Origin of the sequence: Thermodesulfovibrio thiophilus DSM 17215 (assembly GCF_000423865.1) — a bacterium.
Taxonomy (GTDB): domain Bacteria; phylum Nitrospirota; class Thermodesulfovibrionia; order Thermodesulfovibrionales; family Thermodesulfovibrionaceae; genus Thermodesulfovibrio; species Thermodesulfovibrio thiophilus.
On sequence record NZ_AUIU01000015.1, the window covers coordinates 58,162 to 78,343 of the forward strand.

Below are 20,182 nucleotides of genomic sequence, written 5' to 3' on the forward strand. Positions count from 1 at the left end.
GTTTATTTTTTCAGGTATGCTTATGCTATAGTGAGAATTCTACATTGAATACTGAAATAAATCATAATAAAAATAATTCAAGAGAACAAAAAAAACAACTCGATAACGATGCGGAACTTTACAGGCTCTTGCTTTCTTCTCTTTTAGGTTCAAATAAACTGCAAGAAGCAGAGAAAATAGCCTATAAGGGTACTTTGTTGTTTCCAGATGACCCCTATTGGTGGAAAACGTATGCAGAAATTTTAATATGGAATGGAAAGTCTTCAGAAGCAGTTATGCCATTAATTAAAGCTTTCGAACTATCTAAAGATAGAAGTATAGCTGAAAAAGCTTTTCGTATAGCCATTGCTACAAATAGATACGATATTGCAAAAAAGCTTCTCAACTATGTAAAAGCGTCACCGCTGGAACAAAGAGCTATTTATGATGCTCTGGGAGATGTTGAAGGATTAATAAATACTCTGAAAAAAAACAATGATAGAGATTCTAAATATACTCTTGCTCAGGTACTGTTTGCAATAAACAAAAAGGAAGAAGCATTGACGGTTCTAAAAGAGATGGAGCAATTGTACGGACTTAGTACGGATGCGGTGCTTTTAAAGACAAACATTTTTTACTCTCAAAGAAAATTCAATGAAGCTTTAGAAACTCTTAAAGATTACTCTGTTAATGTGAAACCTAAAGAGTTTGATTTCTGGGATACGATGTCAGACCTTGCATGGATGCTGCAGGACCTTAATACAGCAAAAGAGGCTTCTTATGTTTTGATTGAAACTGGAAAGGGACAGATAAAAGATTATGATAGAGTTTCTACAGTACTGTCTTTTGAAGATCCTGAAAAAGCTATAGAAATAAGCTTTAAAGGATGGAACAATTTAAAGTCTGATTATTTACTTGAGAGAGCATTTTATTTAGCATATTCTACTGAAAAATGGGAAAAAATTATTAAAATGGCTTCTGATGAAGATACAGAAATATTTAAAAATGATAATGTACTTATAGCTTACTTAACAGCACTTCAAAAAACAGGGAAAAATGCAGAAGCATTGAGTATTATGGATAGAGAACTTGAAAAAAGATTTTCTAAAACTGTACTTTCTTTTTATATATATTCGCTTATAGATTCAGAGGAATTTACAAAATTAAAAGAAATTTTAAAAAAATACAGAAAATATCAATTTGATTCAGAGCTTGCTCCTCCTTTCTGCCTTGCTTATTTGAACTTACAACAGGGACAAAAAGCTTATCAGGTTTATATAAAAGGCGAAATCAAAGACCCTCTTTTAATGGCTGATATATTGAGCCTTTTGGGTAAAGAAGAAGAGGCGAGAAACTTAAGGTTTAAAGAGTTTAACAGGGTATCAGAGATGCTTAAACAAAATCCACAGCTTTTACAGGATCCTGAATTTTTAAGAGATTACCTTTCTTCAGGATTTTATTTTATGAGCGTATCCCAGTATGAAAGAGTTATTCAAAAAGCTCAAAAAATTCTTTCCAGATCTGTATTGAGAGATATACAATCTGCTTATTTTCTTTATTATGAAAGAAGGGAACAAGTTGTTAGATCAGCAAAATTTTATAAAGATACTTTAAAGCCTTGGATGTGGTTAAACCTGGCAATATGGAATGAAGATCGCTATCTTATGGCAGACCTTCTAAAAAAATATCCAGATATATTACCTATAAAAGACAGGGTTACTGCTTTACAGAAAACAGGGGAAATACAAAAGGCATTGGAATATGCATTTCAAGGACTCGATGACAATCCTTATGACAGCATGCTCTATAAAGATTTTAAAGATATCATAACTGAGTATGAGGACAATTTCAGCAGTAATATCAGTTATATAAAAAGAAAGTACTATTCAGGGATACAGATGAAGTACGATTTACACTATAAATTAATTGAGCAGGGATATGGTTTGGGTTTAAATGTTAACACATTGAGCCGTATTCACAAAGATTCATCAGAACTTGCTAAATCACCATTTATCCATTCGGAATATCTTTTTTTTGAAAAAATATTTGATAAAGGATTTACGACACTTTATCTTGGTAAAATAAAACGGTTAGATGAAAACTTTTCTGCAAGGCTCCATGGAAAGATACAATTTTTAAAAGATATCAATATGTTTTATGAGCTTGGCAAAAATATTGAAGCAACAGAAACTTTATATCTTCTGCTCGGTGGTATGAAAGATAGTTTAAAAATTGGTGCAGATTATAACCTCAATCCCAGAGTGCTTGTTCACTTAGAATTAGAAAATTCTATTTATCACTCCTCTGATAATAAAAAAATTGGAGAAGGTTTTAATTCTTCGGTTGATATTCAGTATAAGCTGAGATTTGAGTATCCTGACTATACTGTAAACTTTTACAGTGATTATGGACATTATTCCGAACGTCATAAAAAAGGTAATATTTCTGAACTTTCACCGTATCAGGATTTTGAAGCATTACCTGAAGATTATCTTAATACCGGAATAGGCTTTTCATTTGGTTATGAAAATAAAGACTCTTATGTGAGGGTATGGAGACCGTTTTTAAGAGTTGATGCAGGTTACAATACTATTGGCTCTCTTTCTTACGGATCTTCTGTTGGAATGGGTGGTGCGTTCTTAGGTAAGGATAATCTTAGCTTTGAGGTAAGTTTGAACAGGAATGCCGGTGGTTTAAAAGAAACGCTATTACAGATAGGCCTATTTTATAAATTCTGGTTTTAGTTAAAGCCTGATTTTTTTAAAAACTTTGCCTGTTTTCCTTACCGGAATATACTCAACAGATTGTCTAACAGGTTGAGGATAAAGATTCATAAGAAGCATTACCTCTTTTGGCATTTCTGTTGAAATAGGAAGTCCCATCTGCTTTGCTATTTCAGCACTTATGGGATAGTCATGAGTCCATTTACCTGATACAAGCTGTTCTGCAATGTCTTGAGCTTTATCCGTAGAATTTTTATTTGAGAGAATTTCTATAATTGTTTCTTTCATCTGTCTTATTGCCTTCTCAGCCTGATCAGCTAAAATTAAAGTATTATCATCTATCTCACTTATCGGTTTTTTCTGAACAACATTCAACACAGAGACAGCAGGCTGCTGTCCTATCTGTGGATCAAGAGGACCTAAAACAGCATGTTCACACATGACAATTTCATCAGCAGAAAGAGCAATAAGGGTTCCACCAGACATTGCATAATGAGGAACAAAAACAGTAACTTTCCCTTTCTGTCTTGAAAGAGCTCTTGCAATCTGCGTGGCTGCAATGGCAAGCCCGCCAGGAGTATGAATTACAAGGTCAATAGGAGTTTCATCATCAGTTAAATGAATGGCTCTTAAAACTTCTTCAGAATCATTAATATCGATGTATCTCATTATTGGAAAACCTAAAAAGCTCATTGTCTCCTGTCTGTGAACAAGCAGAATAACCCGACTTCCACGCTTTTTTTCAATCTCAGCAATAAGTCTGATTCTTGCATTTTCAAGTAGCTTCTGTTTTAGAATCGGTTGTATTGCAATTATTATAAGAAAAAGCCAGAAAAATATAGTTGCATCAAAATGCATTTTAACCTCCAGTAGTTAATTATGACTTTTAAATTTTATCTTATCTACCCCATATTATTTCAACAGCGGAGTATTTGATGGCTTTTTTGATAAGTTCTTCAAAGTTGATAGGGTTTTTACCTTTTACAGCTATTGCATATTGAAAATTACCAAGAAGTCTGGAATTAAGATAAAGCGGGGTTAGGGTTCCGAGTAATATTGTTCTTGTAACATTAGCGTTAACATCTATAACCTGTCCATCAGGCAGTTTAAGATCAAAACCTGAAGGAGTGATTCCCTCCAATACTGTGCCAGGTATCAATGGCTCTGTAAATATGTGCACTTCATCAAAACCAGCTTTTTTAAGAGCGTAATGAAGTGTGAACGGTTTCCATCTTGTTACATGATGAGGTGGATAGTCATTATACCACCATTTATATTTTCTGTATCCTTTAGCTGTGTTTTCAAATTTATAAAAAGGAGGGCAACTTAATATGAGTACTCCACTTTCATCAAGAAGGGAGTGGATTTCTTTTAAAAACTTCATCGGTTCGTAAACATGTTCAAGCACTTCAAAAGCAGTGATAATGTTGTAAGCTCTTTTAAAATCTTCTGAAAGCTCATCAAAAGACAGAGCCTGCACTACATTGAGTTTATTTGTATTTTTTGCAATTTCAACAGCTTTTTCAGATGCTTCCATTCCATATGGTTCAAAACCAAATTTTTTTGCAATAAGAAGGAAAAATCCTGTTGAACAGCCAATATCAAAAAGTCTTCCCTTTGGAATTTGAGAAAGAATTGGTAACAAAACATTGAATCTTGGAGTCCTGCTCCATTTTTCAACTTCTATATTTTCTTGTTCAACATTTTGATATGAGTCATATGCCATATTGCCATAACTCAGAAGATCCTTATGATTTTTATTGTAGGCATCTTCGTAATCCATAATCTTCATTGGATATGTAAAATGAAGTCCACAGGAAGGACATTCAAACACTCTTGAACCATTTATCACTTCAAAAAGTGGAATATCACCCGCAAAATCGCAGACAATGCATTTTTGCGGCTTTGGATATTCTTTGACTCTAAGTAATTCTGCATCTTTCAATGCAAAATAAATAACATCCGGTGGTATACTTTCTATGCAGGGACTATAAAACTGTCTTTTAATTTGTGCTTCTATGCAGGGTCCTTCTGTTGCATGCTTCATGCATGGGGAGACACAGCTCTGTCCGGTATAATTTGGTGCAAGAGGTATTACAGTCTGATAGTTTGAAGCTCTCAGTTCTGCATCTATAGGTCCTGAAATAAGCACTGTGGGTTTTTTAAGTCCTGCAGCTATATGAAGTGTTGCTGTATCTGCTGTAATAACAGCATCAGATAAAGATACAGAGGCTATCAGATATTTTATATTTTTCATGAAAACTGATAAATTCGCCGCTCTGATACCATAAACATCAAGTGCTGTCTCAACAGTTATATCTTCATCTGGTAAAGAGCAAATCACAGGTACATACTCATCCCAGATTAAATCTTCAATTTCTTTAAGTAGTTTAGGTGGCAGTGTTCTGTGTACTGAAGATGCAAGATAATGAAAAAGTAAGACCTTTTTACCACCAGAAGCCTGTTTTATTCTATCAAAAACTTCTTTCATTTCATTCAGAACAGCTTCGTCAACATTGATATCAGGAGTTTCTTCATCTGCTTTATATATACAGAGTTTCCAGAGAAAGTAGTCAATCAGGCTCAGGTTGTCAAACTGTGGAGTATTAACCATCTCGATTGTTTTTACAATGTAATCTGCTTTTGCAACTTCTTTGAATGAAACAGGCATTGGAAGAAGATTATCAATGTATGGTAATCCCTCAAGCACAGGTTTTGCTCTGCCTGAAATTGTAACATTAAGCGTTATATCGGGATATTTTTTTTTGATTTCCCGTAAGGCAGGAGTCATGCACAGTGCATCACCAATTGCTGCTTGAGCTATTACAAGCAGAGTTTTACCATTTAAAGGCTCACCTTTATAAAATGGAGGAAGTACGCTATGTGCCTGTTCAAATCTTGATTTTACAGGTTCAGGCAGTGCATTGAATACATCATCAGCAAAAAGGAACTTATCTCCTGGTTTTATTTTAAAGTTGTAATCATTAAAATTAAAATCAATTTTATCTTTTGCCTTCCAGATTTTCATTTTTTTATTGGTTCTTTAAAATTGTATTGTTCATCTTCAAGAAGAATCTGAACTCCAATTTTTTTGTTTTTGTTTATCAAAAACGGAGATTTAAGATTTGCAGCAACACCATCATTATATTTTAGCAGAGCAACATAAACATCAAGTTCGTTTTCTGTCTCAGCGTCAAGTACTGATGCAATTTCATCACTGATTTCAAATCCATAGCTTGGAAAAAATTTAAATGGAGGTATAACAAGTATTGCTACGTCAGGGTCATCAACTGCAATAAGCCATTTAACCGGATCAAGACATTCACGGAGAATAAATCTTTCACCAGGAATTCCTGGAATTCCTGCTGGAAAATTTATTATTTTATTTTCATCAATTACCATCTCTCCAAAACGCTCTGATTTAAGCTTAATCATAAAGTTCACTCCTTTATAATGTCATCCAGTTTTATCTCTTTTGAAGATTTCAGTGCCTCAATATTACTTTCTCTGAGTTTTTCATAAAGCTCTCCTCTGAAAATCTGAATCCCCTTTGGAGCTTCAATTCCTATCTTAATCTGAGAGCCATCAATATCGATGATTTTTATTATAATATTATCGCCAATTCTTATGTATTGGCCTGATTTTCTTGTCAGAACAAGCATTATTAACTCAGAAAATCAAAAAGATTACTACGGAAGAAATCTGTAAATGTTACTCTTAATGCCTGTAAAACACTCATTCTCTGAGTAAGATCTGAGATTACCTGAACAGCATCAGCATCCTGATCATTTGAGAGAGACTGTTGAGTGTTTGTTTTAATATCAAGGTTGTAGTCAGTAATACTCTCAATTTTACTGAGTCTTGCTCCAATAATAGATTGTTGTTTATAAAGATTGTCTGATATTTTATCCATATAATCAACTGCCTTCTGAATTTTTCCCTGATCATTGTTTTCAAGAGCAACCTTAAGAAAATAAACTGCCCTCAGGTAGTTGCTTTCATTGAGGTAGTTGTTATTAAAGCTGTAGTAATTGGGATCTGTTGCGTCTGTGATATAATTGTAACCATTTATGTTATTTTCAACTGTCATAGTCGCAGACCCTGTTTCAGGGCTGTAAGATAAGAGATTTAGTCCTGTCCCAGCTGCATCTGTTGTGTTTATAGAGATTCTGATTTGATCCGACTTTCCAGCTGGCATACTATTAATTACTAGACGATAGTCTGGTACAGTGGATGTACCTGTGTTCACAACCCATGCTTTAACATAATCTCCTGCCTGAGAATTGATTGCATCTCTTACATCATTTAAAGAAGCAGGAGCACCAATTGTAACCTCTACCGGGTTATTGTCAGCAAATTTTATGGTGAGCGTCCCCCCATTTGTTGTAAATGGTGTTGTTGGATCTATTATAGCACCACCTGAAGGCCTGGACATCAACAATGCAGAAAGAGGATCAACATCATGAATACTACCTGTGTCTGTTTGATTATATGGCGTAAACACCTGCGTTGAAGCCCCTACATAAGTGAAAAATTTCGAAGCTGGTAAATTTACAGGTACGTCAAGAAAAGAGTTTATATCAAGATATTGAAGATTTGAATCAGACTCATAAACTCCTGTTGATGCGTTTACAGGAGGTGTATCGCCTTTATATCCGGCAAATATATATCTTCCTCCTATTTTTGTGTTTACTGTGTCAATACTGCGCTGAATTAATGTGTTGACATCATCTGCCAAAGCAAGTCTGCCTGTAGCTGAAAGTGTGTCTGTGGAACCCTGAACAGCATACTGTTTTGCCTGTATAACCATGTTTTTAAGGTCTTCAATAGCTGTTTCAATAGCAGAATTATAATTTTTTGCAGTATCAATAACTCTCTGATATTCATCAAGTGCGGCAATTTCTGACTTGTATTTAGTAATTCTTGAAATTGCAACTGGATCATCGCCCGGAGAAAGAACTCTCTTTCCTGTTGCAAGTTGTAGTTGATCTTTATACATTGCGTCAAGCTGTTTGTTAAGATTGGCCACAAATGTTTCATAAAAGAAATTTGTTGTAACTTTCATGTTAGCTCACCATATCAAATAATGTTTTTAGAATTTCATCTGCAACTTTTATTACCCTTGCAGATGCTTCATACATCTTCTGATACTTAACGAGATTTACAGCTTCTTCATCAAGGCTTACTCCTGAGATGTCCTGTCTTTTTTGATCTATCTGCTGGACAAGGGATTGTTGAAAACTCTTCTGAGTCTGCGCACTGGATGAGTAAACACCGATTTCAGAAACTATTGATCTATAAAAATCAACAGGATTGGAATTGCCAATTATTGAACTATTGAGTAAATTATAAATTTTTCTTGCATTGTCATTATCCATTACTCCACTTGTAGAGCCTGTTGGATTCTCTCCGGCTGCTGCAATTTTATTTATATCATTAATTGCAACTTCTGAATACATAGTAGGGTTTGATTTTATTTGATATGTAAAATTAAGATCTGCTGAAGGATTTTTCAAAGTTATTTCTATGTTATTGAAACTTAATTTGTAGTAAGTGTCAGTTCCTTCTGTCCATGAAGTCACAGTAGGAGATACTGATGTAGGAGGAGTTGTGGTTAAATCGTTGACAGTCCAATTTGTACCATCAAATTGAATTTGATATTTATCGTATGTGCTTGTATTTATATCTTTGAGGTTTATTGCCATATCTGAATATGAACCATTTGAAATTGTTAAATCATAAAGCGAATTGAAAAAATTATTCCCACTTGAACCATCAAGACCATAACCTGATCTATGTTGTTCATTAATTGCTTCTGTTAAGTCAAAAACAAACATATTAAGTTTATTCATATACTCTGGAATTACATTATCTCTTAAATCAATCCCGGCTTTTAGTTTCCCACCCTGGATTAAAGTTGTAACATCAACATTACTTGAACCCATTTGAAGACTGAACTTCATATTTTGAGTGTTGTTATCAAGTCCTACACTTAACTGGTAAGCTTTCCCTCCATCAACAAGAGGCATTCCACCTACTAAAATAGAGTATCTTCCGAAGTTGTCTTCAAAGTATGTAATTTTGACAATGTCGTTGAGTTGTTTAACAAGATTGTCTCTCTGATCTTTTGCATCGAGGGCACCAGGATTTGCCGCAATTTTTTCATTAAGCGCATTTATCTGATCAATATATTGATTGGCCTGATCAACAAGGTTCTGCGTATCTTTGTAGATTTCGTCTCTCTCTTCAATTAAAGATTGATAGGAAATCTTAATTCGTTTTGTAAGATAATCTGCTTTATCGAGGAGCAAATTCCGTTCAGTTGTTCCTGAAGGATTTTGGCTGAGTTCCTGCCAGGCATTAAAAAAGTCATTTATTAAATTGCCCATTGAATCATCAGAGGCTTCATTGAAAATATTTTCAAGCGTTAGCATCCCATTCTGAAAAACATTCCAGTATGTAAGATTGGAACTTTCAGTCTTGAGCTGCAGATCTATAAAGGAGTCATACATTCTCTGAATATCTATAATCTTTACTCCACTACCTGAAACTCCTGAAGTGCTTACTATCCCTGATGTAATATTTTGAAGTATAACATCTTGTCTTGTGTATCCATCAGTTGCTGCGTTCGCTATATTGTGAGAGGTCACTTCCAGTGCCTTTTGATAGGTTAATATTCCAGATTTTCCAATATCAAAAAGAGCTGTAAGCCCCATTCTATACCTCCTTGGAGAAGTTCTGTCTGGCAGTTATCCCGAAACTTTCAAGAAATTTCACTGCTGTTCCAATATGCACAATTGAGCGATCAATGAGTTGTTCGTTTATCTTCTGAATTTCAGCAATTGCACAAAGCAGAGTTTTCATATTCTTATACAGTTCTTGAAGCCGGGATATTTCATCAGACTCCTCATTATCAGCATTTTTTAAAATTTCAGAAAGACAGCTACCATTCAGTCCATGTTTTTTAAGAAGTTTCTCTCTTTCTTCCTCCCACAAAGACAGTTTCACAAGAGCCTGTTCCTTATCTCTGAGTATTCTTTCAAGCTCTGCAGATTTAAGTCCAACAATAGCGTCTCTCTCTTCTGAAACAATGCTGTACAGATTGCCAAGCAGAGCTTTTTCTTTTTCAAGAATGTTCACAAGCTCTTTATGCAAGCTTGTCAATTAGCGCCTCCTTTATTATTTTCCCTGCAACTTCGCTTCCTTTAACTTCATAAGTTCCTGAATTTATAGCATTTTTTAGCTCTTCAACTTTATCTGCTCTTATATCTGGAATATTGCTTGTTTCAACCATAAGTCTTGATATATTTTTTGCTGATTCAGAAACTGTAACCTGGTCTTTTGTTAGGACTTCTTCCCTTTTTTCAGATGTCTTTCCTTGAGATTTTTCAGGAGCTATCTGCGTATTTGGTATAATTCCATCTATTCTTACTGGTCCTCCTATCATTTTAAACACCTCCTTTTTGATAGTTTATATTTATGAAATCGACGATTTTTCTAAATTATTTATCATAGCCATTGGGTTTATAGGTTTCCCATTTTTGCGAACTTCAAAATGAAGATGAGGACCTGTGGTCCTTCCAGTTGAACCTGAAAGAGCAATTGTTTTATCAGGACTAACTGTATCTCCAGTTTTAACAAGATTCTTTGAGTTGTGAGCATAAACAGTCTGAAGTCCGTCATCATGCTCTATTATAATGCAGTTTCCATATCCCTTGCTGTACCCTGAATAAATAACTTTTCCAGACGAAACAGGCTTTATTTTTGTTTTTGTAGGAACAGCTATATCAACTCCATTATGATGTTTTACTTTCCCATCTATGGGATCTATTCTCAATCCAAATGATGACGTGATTTTTCCAGAAATAGGTAAAGAAGAAAACTTTGATGATAAATTTAAAGATAATTTTGAAGGTTTTTCAATTTTTTGTTCATTAGATTGAGAGGGATTTAGTTCAATTTTTTGATTCTTTGCTATGTTATTAAAAAAAGCCGGATTTTGTGTTAAAAATTTTCCAATTCCTAAATCTCTTTCAGCCATCATCTGTGCAACTTCAGGAATAACAGCAGTCATATAAGTGGAGGTTGTCTTTTCTTTAGCCAGAGACGTGCTTTCAAACATTACTTTTAAAAGTTCACTCAGAAAAAGTGTTTCTATCTTTTTTGATAGCTCTTTTATCTGAGGAGAAGTTTCCTGTTTTGCTGGCGACAGAGTTATTTGTGTCATAATGTCCTCCCTACATTATCACTAAATCAGCCTTAAGAGCCCCTGCTGTTTTAAGTGCCTGAAGTATGGATATTAAATCTTTTGGTGTAACTCCAAGAGTATTCAGTGCATTAACAAGCTCTCCAACTGTTGAGCCTTCTACCTCAACCAGAGAGGCTTTCTTTTCTTCAACTGTAACCTCTGTTCTTGGGACTATCTCTGTTCTTGCTCTTTCAGGAGCTAAAGGAGGCGGTTGAACTACCTCTGGTGTTTCTTTTATTGTAATTGTTAAACCTCCATGAGCTAGAGCTGTGGAAGCAATCTTGACATGAGAGCCGATAACAACAGTACCTGTTCTTTCATTAATTACAACACGAGCTGGTTGATCTGTGACTACGTCAATTTTTTCAACCTCAGTCATAAAATCAAGAACACTTCCTCTATATCTTGGTGGAACATTAACTGAAATTGTTGAAGAATCTATAGCTTTTGCAACACCTGATTGAAAAGTTTGATTTATTTTATCAGCTACTGTGGTGGCAGTAGTTATATCAGGAAATTGTAATAGAAGCTGAAGCTCATTTTTTGCATTCAGATTAACTGGAACAGTTTTTTCAACAATAGCTCCTTCAGGAATAGAACCAGCGTTTTGGTGATTTTTTATTGCCCGTGCACCACGACCTGCAACAATAAATCCACCAATTGAAATTGGACCCTGGGCTAATGCATATACTTCTCCATCTGGACCTGTAAGAGGAGTCATCAGAAGAGTTCCTCCCTGAAGACTTTTTGCATCACCAATTGATGAAACCTGAACATCTATCTTTGAACCTGGTTTTACATTGGTTGGCAATTTTGCTGTGACCATAACTGCAGCAACATTTTTAACTTTACCTTTTAAATCTCTGGCATTAAGTGTAATACCCATTCTCTTCATCATATTAACAATGGGCTGGTAAAAATATGTCCCATCTTTATCTCCTGTTCCATTTAAACCAACCACAAGTCCGAATCCAACAAGTTCGTTTTCTCGTACTCCTGCCCAGTTTGCAATATCCTTAATTCTCTCAGCAAAAGCTGAGGTTGTAAATAACAGTATGATCAGTATCGTGATTGTAAGATTTATTGGACTAAAAATAGATTTTATTATTTTATCAATCATTTTCAGCCTCCGTTTAAAAGGGCCATATTTTATCAAGTAATCTTACAAGCCATCCCTGTGATTGCTTATCTCCCAGAGTACCTTCACCAACAAGATATATTTGAGCATCAGCAACATACTGACTCAAAATTGTATTGCTCTGACTTATGTCATCAGGTCTTATAATGCCTCTGAGCACCAGTATTTCCTTTTCATTGTTAACTATAACCTCTTTACGTGATTCAATAACAAGATTTTTATTAGGTAAAACTTCTACTACTTTGGCAGTAATGGTTCCTGTAATCTTTCCTGCTCTTTCTGTGTCAGCATCTCCTTTAAAATCACTCAGTGCAGAACCTTTTATATTTGGAGAAAAAACATTTGTTCCTCTGTAAAGTCCGTTTATAAGCGGCCATGTCTGAATGTTAAAATCTGTATTCATACCAAGAAATGTATCAAGACCATAGTTTGTTGAAGAGTTCCTCGATGCATTTGTTGAGGCTGTTTTTTGAGCAGATGTGCTCTCATTTATTATGATTGTAACTAAATCATTTACCCTCCGAGCTTTATTGTCTTCGTAAAGAGAAGCACTATTTCTCCACAAAGAGCCTTCAGATGCGACTTGTTGAGGAGGTTCTGGATAATACTTTGGTGGCATTCCAGCATTTTTAATGTCTCTTACTTCTTTAAGCTCTGAACATGCTGACAGAAATATGATGAAGACAGGCAAAATTAATAATAATTTTTTCATAGCGATACCCTCACTTTATCTTTATCCACTAACTTCCCAACAATTTCCTTGCCAGTTTGAAGGCATCGGACTCGGGCATTGCTTCCAACTATTGCGTCAGATTTAAGAACACCTTCTGTCATTATTGTGACCTGTCCTTTATTTATTATTACATTAACCTTGCTACCTCTTTTAACAGGTATTCCAGGGTAAAGATGCTCCTCTTTAATAATTAATCCCTGAGCAAGAGTTCTTTTTAAAACTTTACCAATTATGAGCTCTTTATTGGTAATAGCTCCGAAAGGAATTCTACTTACAGGTTGCTTTATTCCTATAATATCGTCTTCATTAATTGTATCACCTCTTCTTAGAGGTTTTTGAGCAACGTAAATAACAGTCAAAATGTCATAATTTGCAATTGCTCTATACTGTCTTTTATTGCAGTTAAAGGTGAATTCAACGGAGCTTGGTCTTTTTATTTCCCTGATTTTTAAATCTTCTGGAAGACAGCTTTCTTGAGGTTGAAATGCAATAAATTTGATCTGGTCAACCCGAACTTCCTTGTTGATAGCTGACTTTTTTATCTCTCTGGCAAGCATGTTTGCCAATATAGAAGTATCGAAAGCAAGCGACGTAGAGATTGAAAGCAGTGATAATAAAATAGTGAAAATAAAAAGATTAAAATATTTCATGGCTACCTCTTAAGCGCTACTACGGTCTGTAACATCTCATCAGAGGTCTGCACTGCTTTAGAATTAATATCAAAAGCTCTCTGGGCAATTATCATATTTGCAAGTTCTTCAACAATGTTCACATTTGACATCTCTAAAAAACCCTGAACAATTGTTCCTCTTCCTTCTAATCCCGGAGTTCCTGTTGTAGGTGTTCCGGATGCATCTGTTTCAAGAAAAAGATTTTTACCAATTGCCTGTAATCCTGCAGGATTAATAAATCTTGCAAGCTCAATTCTTCCAATTTCCACTGGAGCAACAGTTCCAGGCTGAAGCACTGTAACAGTTCCGTCAGCACCAACTGTAAGTTTTGTTGCGTCCTCTGGAACAGTGATGCTTGGTTCAAGAGGATAACCGTCATTAGTTACAATCCTCCCATCTCTGTCGATTCTAAAGTTTCCTGCTCTTGTATATGCGATTGTTCCATCAGGCAGCGTTGTCTGAAAGAATCCATCTCCCTGAATAGCCCAATCAAGATCATTATTCGTGTTAACTAAATCACCAGGTGTAAAAAATTTTGCCACTGCAACAGGTTTCACACCGAGTCCAACCTGTATTCCTGTTGGATACTGAGTTCCATCATCAGATGGTGCACCTGGATTAATAACATTTTGATAGAGCAAGTCCTGAAACTCTGCTCTTCCTTTCTTGTAGCCAGTTGTGTTCACATTTGCAAGATTATGAGAAATAACATCAAGATTTAACTGCTGTGCATACATTCCTGTGGCTGCTGTAAAAAGTGACCTTAACATCTTTTGCCTCCTTTATATTCTTGCGATTTCACTTACAGCTCTCTGGGCAAGTTGATCAAAATTAGTAGTTAGCCTTTGACTTAAATCAAAATTTCTTATTGCCTGAATCATCTGAACCATTTCATTCATTGGATTTATATTTGAACTCTCTATCCAGCCCTGAAGAATTTGTCCGGTTGCCTGACCTGCTTCTTGTCCTTCATAAAGAGATTGTCCGATATGTTTTACATTATTTAACCTGACGAGCTTTAGTCTTGAAACAAGGTTGTTATCAACAAAAATACTTCCATCTTGACCTACTTCAATTCTGTCTTTATCAACTATTGGAAGTATTATTGGATTATTATTTTCATCAAGCACCCTTAATCCAGCATGTGTAATTAGATAGTTTTCTTTATCTTTTGTAAAGGAACCTTCTCTGGTATATATAATGCGATTGCCTTGCCTTACAGCAAAAAATCCCTCTCCCTGAATAGCAAAGTCAAAAAGATTGCGTGTTTGCTTTAATGAACCCTGAGACAGATCAATATACTGTCCACCAAAATATGTCTGAGCACGAGCATTATGATAAATAGCATTGAGCTCAGCGGGTTTTCCTGAGAGAAGAGGATAAAGCTTGCTTGAAAAACTCTGCCTTTTATAACCTGTAGTGTTGATGTTTGCAAGATTGTTTGCAACAGAGGAAAGTTCATTTTCCCTCATCATCATTCCAGTCATCGATATGTATATGCCTTTGTACATGCTATTTAAAAATAGCAATATTTATGCCATTAATTAATCATGATAATTTATTGAAAAATTTAAGAAATCATAAATATTAGAGCATTCTATTAATAGGAAAAATTTTCCTTGAAGGAATTTTTAAGCAAACACGTTATTATGAAAGATATATGCCAGATGTTTAGTTGTACTATTAAGTTATGAACTAAATTTATTAGTATTTGCAGGCTACGTTGCTTAATTAATTGAGACTACTGTGATATACTAAAGTTATTAAACATATTTTAATTTCTTGATTAATTATTGAATAAAAGCAGGAGGAATTGTGGTAAGAGTTAGATTTGCACCGAGTCCAACAGGACATCTACATATTGGAGGAGCAAGAACTGCTCTTTTTAACTGGCTTTTTGCAAGGCATAACAATGGAAACTTTATCTTGAGAATTGAAGATACAGACAGGTCTCGTTCAACAGAAGAGTATATTGAATCAATTATTGAGGCATTGAAATGGCTTGGTCTTGACTGGGATGAAGGACCATTCAGACAGACTGATAGGATGGAAATATATCAGAAGATAGCTTATAAGCTTCTTGAAGAAGGCAAAGCATATCGTTGTTACTGCAGTCCTCAGGAGCTTGAAGAAAGAAGGCAAAGGGCTTTAAAAGAAGGCAAAACTCCAAGATATGATCGTAGATGTCGAAGTCTAACAGAAGTTCTTGATAAACCATTTGCAATTCGGTTTAAAATGCCCTTTGAAGGAGAGACATATGTGGATGATCTTGTTAAAGGCAGGGTAATATTTAAAAATAGCGAGATTGAAGACCTTGTAATTCTAAGAAGTGATGGAACTCCCACATACAATTTCTGCGTTGTTGTTGATGACTTTGATATGAAAATTACTCATGTAATAAGAGGAGAGGATCACCTTAATAACACTCCAAAACAGATCCATATTTATCATGCGCTTGGCATGGAACTTCCTGCTTTTGCTCATATTCCAATGATTCTTGGTGCTGACAAATCACGTTTAAGTAAAAGGCATGGAGCAACGGCTGTTCTTTCTTACAGAGATGAGGGATACCTTCCAGAGGCTCTTGTTAATTATCTTGTTCGTCTGGGTTGGTCATATGGTGACCAGGAAATATTCACAAGAGAGGAATTGATTAAATATTTCAGCCTGGAAAATGTTGGAAAGGCAAACGCCGTTTTTAATCCTGAAAAACTGTTATGGTTAAACAGTGAGTATATCAAACTTACAGATGAAGCAATGCTTTTTGAAAAGGTCAAACCTTTTTTGATAAAAGAAGGGTATTTAAAGGAAAACGAATCAGTAGATATAAGCTGGGCATGTAAGGCCATAAAATCTCTCAAAGAAAGATGTAGAACCCTTCAAGAACTTGCGCATGCTATGAGATATTATCTTCTTGATTATGTTGATATTGATTTAAAGGCAAAAGCCAAGTATATAAACTCTGATTCAATTCCGATACTTAAGGAGGTTACAGAGAAACTTGCATCACTTGATGAATTCACTCAACCAAATATTGAAAAGATCTTCATGGACATGGTGAATAAGAAAAATTTAAAGCTTGGTCAAGTAGCTCAACCAGTGAGAGTTGTAATAACTGGAAGCACTGTAAGTCCGGGAATATACGAAGTTTTAGAAATTTTAGGTAAGGAAAAAGCGATTAAGAGGTTAAGGAGGGTTATAGATGTCTCTTGATAAAGAATTGCTTGAAATTATAGTTTGTCCAAAATGCAAGAATGATTTAATTTATGAACAGGAAAAAGAAAGGCTTGTCTGTATAAAATGCAATGTTTACTATCCAGTGAGAGAAGATATTCCTATTCTTTTAATTGATGAGGCTAAGCCACTTGGTAGAGAATATTTAGTTCAATAGTGGTAGCTTTTTCCATGAATAATTGTCATTGCTCTGTAAATCTGCTCAAGCAATATGAGTCTTGTCAGCTCGTGAGTAAATGTTAATGGTGAAAGGGAAACTATTAATTCTGATGCATTAGAAACTTCATCATTTACTCCATAAGTTCCACCAATAACAAATTGATGAAATGATTTATTTTTTATTAATTTTGCAAACTCTATAGAATTAAATAATTGACCGGATTCATGAAGAAGAATAAATTCATTTTTTACTCTATTTAGTATGGTTTTCGATTCTTCCTGTATGACCTTTTGTCTTTCTCCATGTGCTTCTTTAAGTTCGATGATATCAATTTTCGCATAGGCATATAGTAGCTTAAAATAGTGTTCTATACCTTCTTTAATAAACCTGATTTTTGTTTTACCTGGATAGAGAATTTTTATTCTATACAAATTAATCCTGCCTGATAAGTTTCAGAAGTTCTTCAAATGAGACTGTTTTTACTCCAAGTTCCTGCGCTTTTGTTAGTTTGCTGCCAGGGTCTTCTCCGACAACAAGATAGTCAGTGTTTCTAGAAACAGACGATGACACCCTTCCTCCTGCTTGTTCAATTATTTCCTGAACTTCATGTCTTGGTCTTGGAAGCGTTCCTGTTATAACAAAAGTAAGACCCTTAATGGGCAAAGGTTTTTCTTTTTCCTGATAATCTGGATTTTCAACTGTCAATCCCATTCGTTTAAGTTCATCAATAGCTTCAAGGTTTTCTTCATTATTAAAGAACTGTTCAATTGCTCGGGCAGTTTTTTCTCCAATCTGTGGAATTTTAATAAGTTGCTCCATCTTAACATGGTACAGATCTTCAATTGTTCTGAAATGTTCAGCAAGAAGTTTTGCAGCATACTCGCCAACCTGACTGATTCCAAGAGCATAGATGAATCTGGCAAGAGTTGTTCTCTTGCTGCGCTCAATGGCTTCAATTAGTTTTTTTGATGAAAGTTCGGCAAAGCCTGGAAGATCTCTCAGGTGATCCTGTTTTAGTTTATAAATATCTACAAAATTTTTTATTAGTCCTCTCTCATGAAGAAGTGATACTGTTTTATCTCCTAATCCTTCAATATTCATTGCTCTTCTTGATGCAAAATGCTTTATACGTTCTTCAACCTGTGCAGGACAGTTAAGGTTAATGCATTTAAGAGCAACCTCACCTGGTTCTCTAACGATCTTTGCCCCGCATATTGGGCAGTGTGCTGGAGCCTCCGGTTCAGTTTCATTGCCTGTTCTACGATCAATAACAACTCCGATTATATGTGGAATTACTTCACCTGCTCTTTCAACAATGACGTAGTCTCCAATTTTGATATTCTTTCTTTTTATCTCATCCCAGTTGTGAAGTGTAGACTTTGATACAGTGACTCCGCCAATTCTTACAGGCTCAAGAATTGCAACAGGTGTTATAACTCCTGTTCGTCCAACACTGGATAAAATATTAATAAGTCTTGTGATACCCTGGTGTGCCGGGTATTTATAGGCAATGGCCCATCTTGGCTCTCTTGTTTTTGTTCCGAGACGCTTCTGAAGCTCAAAATCGTTGACTTTAACAACTGCTCCATCAGTTTCAAAAGGATATGTCTGACGTATTCTTTCAAGTTCTTTTATGGCATTTATTACTTCATCAACTCCTCTTGCAATTTTAATATATGCTGGAATAGGAAATCGTGCTTTACGTAGCCATTCTATAAAATCAAACTGAGATTTAATTTCTATTCCAGAATAGTAACCAATTCCATAGCATGCCATATGAAGTTTTCTTCTGGCTGTGATAGAAGGATCAAGTTGACGCACGGAGCCTGATGCTGCATTTCTCGGGTTTGCAAAAACAGGCTCTCCGCGTTCCTGTCGTTCTTTATTTATCCTTTCAAACTCATCAATATTCATGTAAACTTCGCCTCTTATGTCAATCTCATCAGGAACTTTATCCACTCCTTCAATTCTCAATGGAATTGCTTTTATCGTTTTAATGTTCTGAGTAATGTCTTCACCGACATATCCATCACCACGAGTACCCGCTTTAAAAAAAACTCCATTTTTGTAGGAAAGTTCAACTGCAAGGCCATCATATTTGGGTTCAACAGTGTATTCAATAGACTCATTTGTTCCGAGAAGACGTTTTATCCTTGCGTCAAACTCTCTTAGTTCTTCAATGGAAAAAGCATTATCAAGAGAAAGCATCGGTTCACGATGTTCCACCTTTTCAAATTTCTCTGAAGGTGATGCTCCAACTCTCTGTGTTGGCGAGTCAGGGAGTATATACCCCCATTGTTCCTCAAGTTCTTTGAGTCTTCTTAGCATCATATCATACTCTTCATCTGAGATAACAGGGCTATCGAGAACATAATAGCGATAGTTATGATAGTTTAGCTCTTTGACAAGCTTTTCAATCTCTTTTTTTATTTCTTCAGGAATTTCTTTCATCTATAAAACTTTTTCAAGAAGTTTCAATGCATTAAATGTAGCTTCTTTTTTGTTTGAAAGTCTATCGTTATCAAGATTTAATTCTATGGTATAATTTTGTTTTAGCGTTGCAACAGCTATGTAAATAAGTCCCTTTGGTTTTCCCTCCATTGTGTCAGGACCTAAATTTCCAGTTGTTGCAATTGAGTAGTCAGAGCCTGTAAGATGTTTTATTGAATTAGACATAGCTTCAGCCATTTGAAGTGAAATTACTCCATATTTGAAGACTTCTTCGTTGATGTTTAAAATCTTTTTTTTCATTTCTGTGGCGTAAACAACAACTCCACCACTAAAAACTTTACTTGCTCCTGGAACATCTGTAATTGTGGAACTTATAAGGCCTCCTGTACAGGATTCAGCTATTGAAAGAGTTTTATTTTTTTCTGATAATTTTTTGACAATCTCTGTTGCAAGATTACTTAATTTATTCATGAGTAAATTATAGCAAACTTAAAAAATAATAAAAAAGGAGGATTTTAATCCTCCTTTTTTATTAAGATAGCTGTAATACAACTTTATTAAGCGCCTTGGCGTTTTTCTCCAAGTTCTATGTAACTTCCACCGAAGTATGTATAAATTAAGTCTCCCGCGTCAATGAGTTCTCTGATTGCTTCTTTTATCTGAGCATCAGCTAATCCCTGCTGCCTGAAATGTTTAATAATATCATTTTGTTTGTATTTCTTTTTACCTGCGGATTCTTTTATAAGATTATAAATCTGTTTTTTAAGCTCCTCTTTGTCCATTTAAAAACTCTCCTTTCATAAAAAATTAATAAGGAGGGTAATACATACCCTCCTTATTTTATT

The 20,182-nt window shown here is 35.1% G+C and carries 21 protein-coding genes; 3 read left to right on the forward strand and 18 right to left on the reverse strand.

The window, feature by feature from the left end; genetic code table 11:
• Positions 1 to 44: 44 nt before the first annotated feature.
• Positions 45 to 2,723, forward strand: coding sequence for a tetratricopeptide repeat protein (locus G581_RS0107035; RefSeq protein ID WP_169368414.1), 2,679 nt, complete (start codon positions 45 to 47; stop codon positions 2,721 to 2,723).
• Here G581_RS0107035 and G581_RS0107040 read toward each other — a convergent pair whose 3' ends face one another.
• The 14 genes from G581_RS0107040 to G581_RS0107105 are packed head-to-tail and all read right to left on the reverse strand — an operon-like array spanning position 2,724 to position 15,003.
• Positions 2,724 to 3,560, reverse strand: coding sequence for an SDH family Clp fold serine proteinase (locus G581_RS0107040; RefSeq protein ID WP_028845227.1), 837 nt, complete (start codon positions 3,558 to 3,560; stop codon positions 2,724 to 2,726).
• Positions 3,561 to 3,600: 40 nt separating this feature from the next.
• The gene (locus tag G581_RS0107045) at positions 3,601 to 5,730 is read right to left on the reverse strand and encodes a methyltransferase domain-containing protein (protein ID WP_028845228.1); all 2,130 of its coding nucleotides are present in this window, start codon (positions 5,728 to 5,730) and stop codon (positions 3,601 to 3,603) included.
• Complete coding sequence (gene fliW, locus G581_RS0107050) at positions 5,727 to 6,137, reverse strand: flagellar assembly protein FliW (RefSeq protein WP_028845229.1); 411 nt, start codon at positions 6,135 to 6,137, stop codon at positions 5,727 to 5,729. The genes G581_RS0107045 and fliW overlap by 4 nt, the downstream gene beginning before the upstream one ends.
• 5 nt (positions 6,138 to 6,142) lie before the next feature.
• Positions 6,143 to 6,364 (reverse strand): carbon storage regulator CsrA, encoded by a 222-nt coding sequence (csrA, locus tag G581_RS0107055; RefSeq protein ID WP_028845230.1) that lies wholly within the window; start codon positions 6,362 to 6,364, stop codon positions 6,143 to 6,145.
• A gap of 2 nt (positions 6,365 to 6,366) precedes the next feature.
• Complete coding sequence (gene flgL, locus G581_RS11680) at positions 6,367 to 7,767, reverse strand: flagellar hook-associated protein FlgL (protein WP_051178994.1); 1,401 nt, start codon at positions 7,765 to 7,767, stop codon at positions 6,367 to 6,369.
• 1 nt (position 7,768) lies between these two features.
• Positions 7,769 to 9,418: a flagellar hook-associated protein FlgK gene (gene flgK, locus G581_RS0107065; protein WP_028845231.1), complete on the reverse strand. Its 1,650-nt coding sequence runs from the start codon at positions 9,416 to 9,418 to the stop codon at positions 7,769 to 7,771.
• A 1-nt stretch (position 9,419) separates the two neighbouring features.
• The gene (locus G581_RS0107070; RefSeq protein WP_028845232.1) at positions 9,420 to 9,866 is read right to left on the reverse strand and encodes a flagellar protein FlgN; all 447 of its coding nucleotides are present in this window, start codon (positions 9,864 to 9,866) and stop codon (positions 9,420 to 9,422) included.
• Positions 9,850 to 10,149 carry a flagellar biosynthesis anti-sigma factor FlgM gene (gene flgM, locus G581_RS10910; RefSeq protein WP_051178999.1) on the reverse strand — a complete coding sequence of 100 codons (300 nt, stop codon included), beginning with the start codon at positions 10,147 to 10,149 and terminating at the stop codon, positions 9,850 to 9,852. The genes G581_RS0107070 and flgM overlap by 17 nt, the downstream gene beginning before the upstream one ends.
• A 30-nt stretch (positions 10,150 to 10,179) precedes the next feature.
• Positions 10,180 to 10,929 (reverse strand): M23 family metallopeptidase, encoded by a 750-nt coding sequence (locus tag G581_RS11685; RefSeq protein WP_051179001.1) that lies wholly within the window; start codon positions 10,927 to 10,929, stop codon positions 10,180 to 10,182.
• Positions 10,930 to 10,939: 10 nt separating this feature from the next.
• Positions 10,940 to 12,070, reverse strand: a complete 1,131-nt coding sequence (locus tag G581_RS0107085) for a flagellar basal body P-ring protein FlgI (protein WP_038065431.1) — start codon at positions 12,068 to 12,070, stop codon at positions 10,940 to 10,942.
• A 13-nt stretch (positions 12,071 to 12,083) separates the two neighbouring features.
• On the reverse strand, positions 12,084 to 12,800 hold the full coding sequence (locus G581_RS0107090; RefSeq protein ID WP_038065434.1) for a flagellar basal body L-ring protein FlgH: 717 nt from the start codon (positions 12,798 to 12,800) through the stop codon (positions 12,084 to 12,086).
• Complete coding sequence (gene flgA, locus G581_RS0107095) at positions 12,797 to 13,471, reverse strand: flagellar basal body P-ring formation chaperone FlgA (protein WP_028845235.1); 675 nt, start codon at positions 13,469 to 13,471, stop codon at positions 12,797 to 12,799. Before flgA ends, G581_RS0107090 begins: the two co-directional genes overlap by 4 nt.
• A 2-nt stretch (positions 13,472 to 13,473) precedes the next feature.
• The gene (gene flgG / locus G581_RS0107100; protein ID WP_028845236.1) at positions 13,474 to 14,262 is read right to left on the reverse strand and encodes a flagellar basal-body rod protein FlgG; all 789 of its coding nucleotides are present in this window, start codon (positions 14,260 to 14,262) and stop codon (positions 13,474 to 13,476) included.
• A gap of 12 nt (positions 14,263 to 14,274) precedes the next feature.
• The gene (locus G581_RS0107105; protein ID WP_083962656.1) at positions 14,275 to 15,003 is read right to left on the reverse strand and encodes a flagellar hook-basal body protein; all 729 of its coding nucleotides are present in this window, start codon (positions 15,001 to 15,003) and stop codon (positions 14,275 to 14,277) included.
• A 304-nt stretch (positions 15,004 to 15,307) separates the two neighbouring features.
• On the opposite strand from G581_RS0107105, the gene gltX reads away from it, so the two are divergent.
• Positions 15,308 to 16,705, forward strand: a complete 1,398-nt coding sequence (gene gltX, locus G581_RS0107110; protein ID WP_028845238.1) for a glutamate--tRNA ligase — start codon at positions 15,308 to 15,310, stop codon at positions 16,703 to 16,705.
• Positions 16,695 to 16,883, forward strand: a complete 189-nt coding sequence (locus G581_RS0107115; protein ID WP_028845239.1) for a Trm112 family protein — start codon at positions 16,695 to 16,697, stop codon at positions 16,881 to 16,883. Before gltX ends, G581_RS0107115 begins: the two co-directional genes overlap by 11 nt.
• On the opposite strand, the gene G581_RS0107120 is transcribed toward G581_RS0107115, so the two are convergent.
• The 4 genes from G581_RS0107120 to G581_RS0107135 form a co-directional block, all read right to left on the reverse strand.
• A complete protein-coding gene (locus G581_RS0107120) occupies positions 16,877 to 17,317 on the reverse strand; it encodes a 23S rRNA (pseudouridine(1915)-N(3))-methyltransferase RlmH (RefSeq protein WP_038065440.1) in 441 nt (146 codons plus the stop codon). The genes G581_RS0107115 and G581_RS0107120 overlap by 7 nt on opposite strands.
• Position 17,318: 1 nt before the next feature.
• On the reverse strand, positions 17,319 to 19,337 hold the full coding sequence (gene ligA, locus G581_RS0107125; protein ID WP_028845241.1) for an NAD-dependent DNA ligase LigA: 2,019 nt from the start codon (positions 19,335 to 19,337) through the stop codon (positions 17,319 to 17,321).
• Complete coding sequence (locus G581_RS10920) at positions 19,338 to 19,808, reverse strand: CinA family protein (protein ID WP_051179003.1); 471 nt, start codon at positions 19,806 to 19,808, stop codon at positions 19,338 to 19,340. It abuts the gene before it with no gap.
• An 86-nt stretch (positions 19,809 to 19,894) separates the two neighbouring features.
• Positions 19,895 to 20,119 carry a hypothetical protein gene (locus tag G581_RS0107135; RefSeq protein WP_028845242.1) on the reverse strand — a complete coding sequence of 75 codons (225 nt, stop codon included), beginning with the start codon at positions 20,117 to 20,119 and terminating at the stop codon, positions 19,895 to 19,897.
• Positions 20,120 to 20,182: the final 63 nt, after the last annotated feature.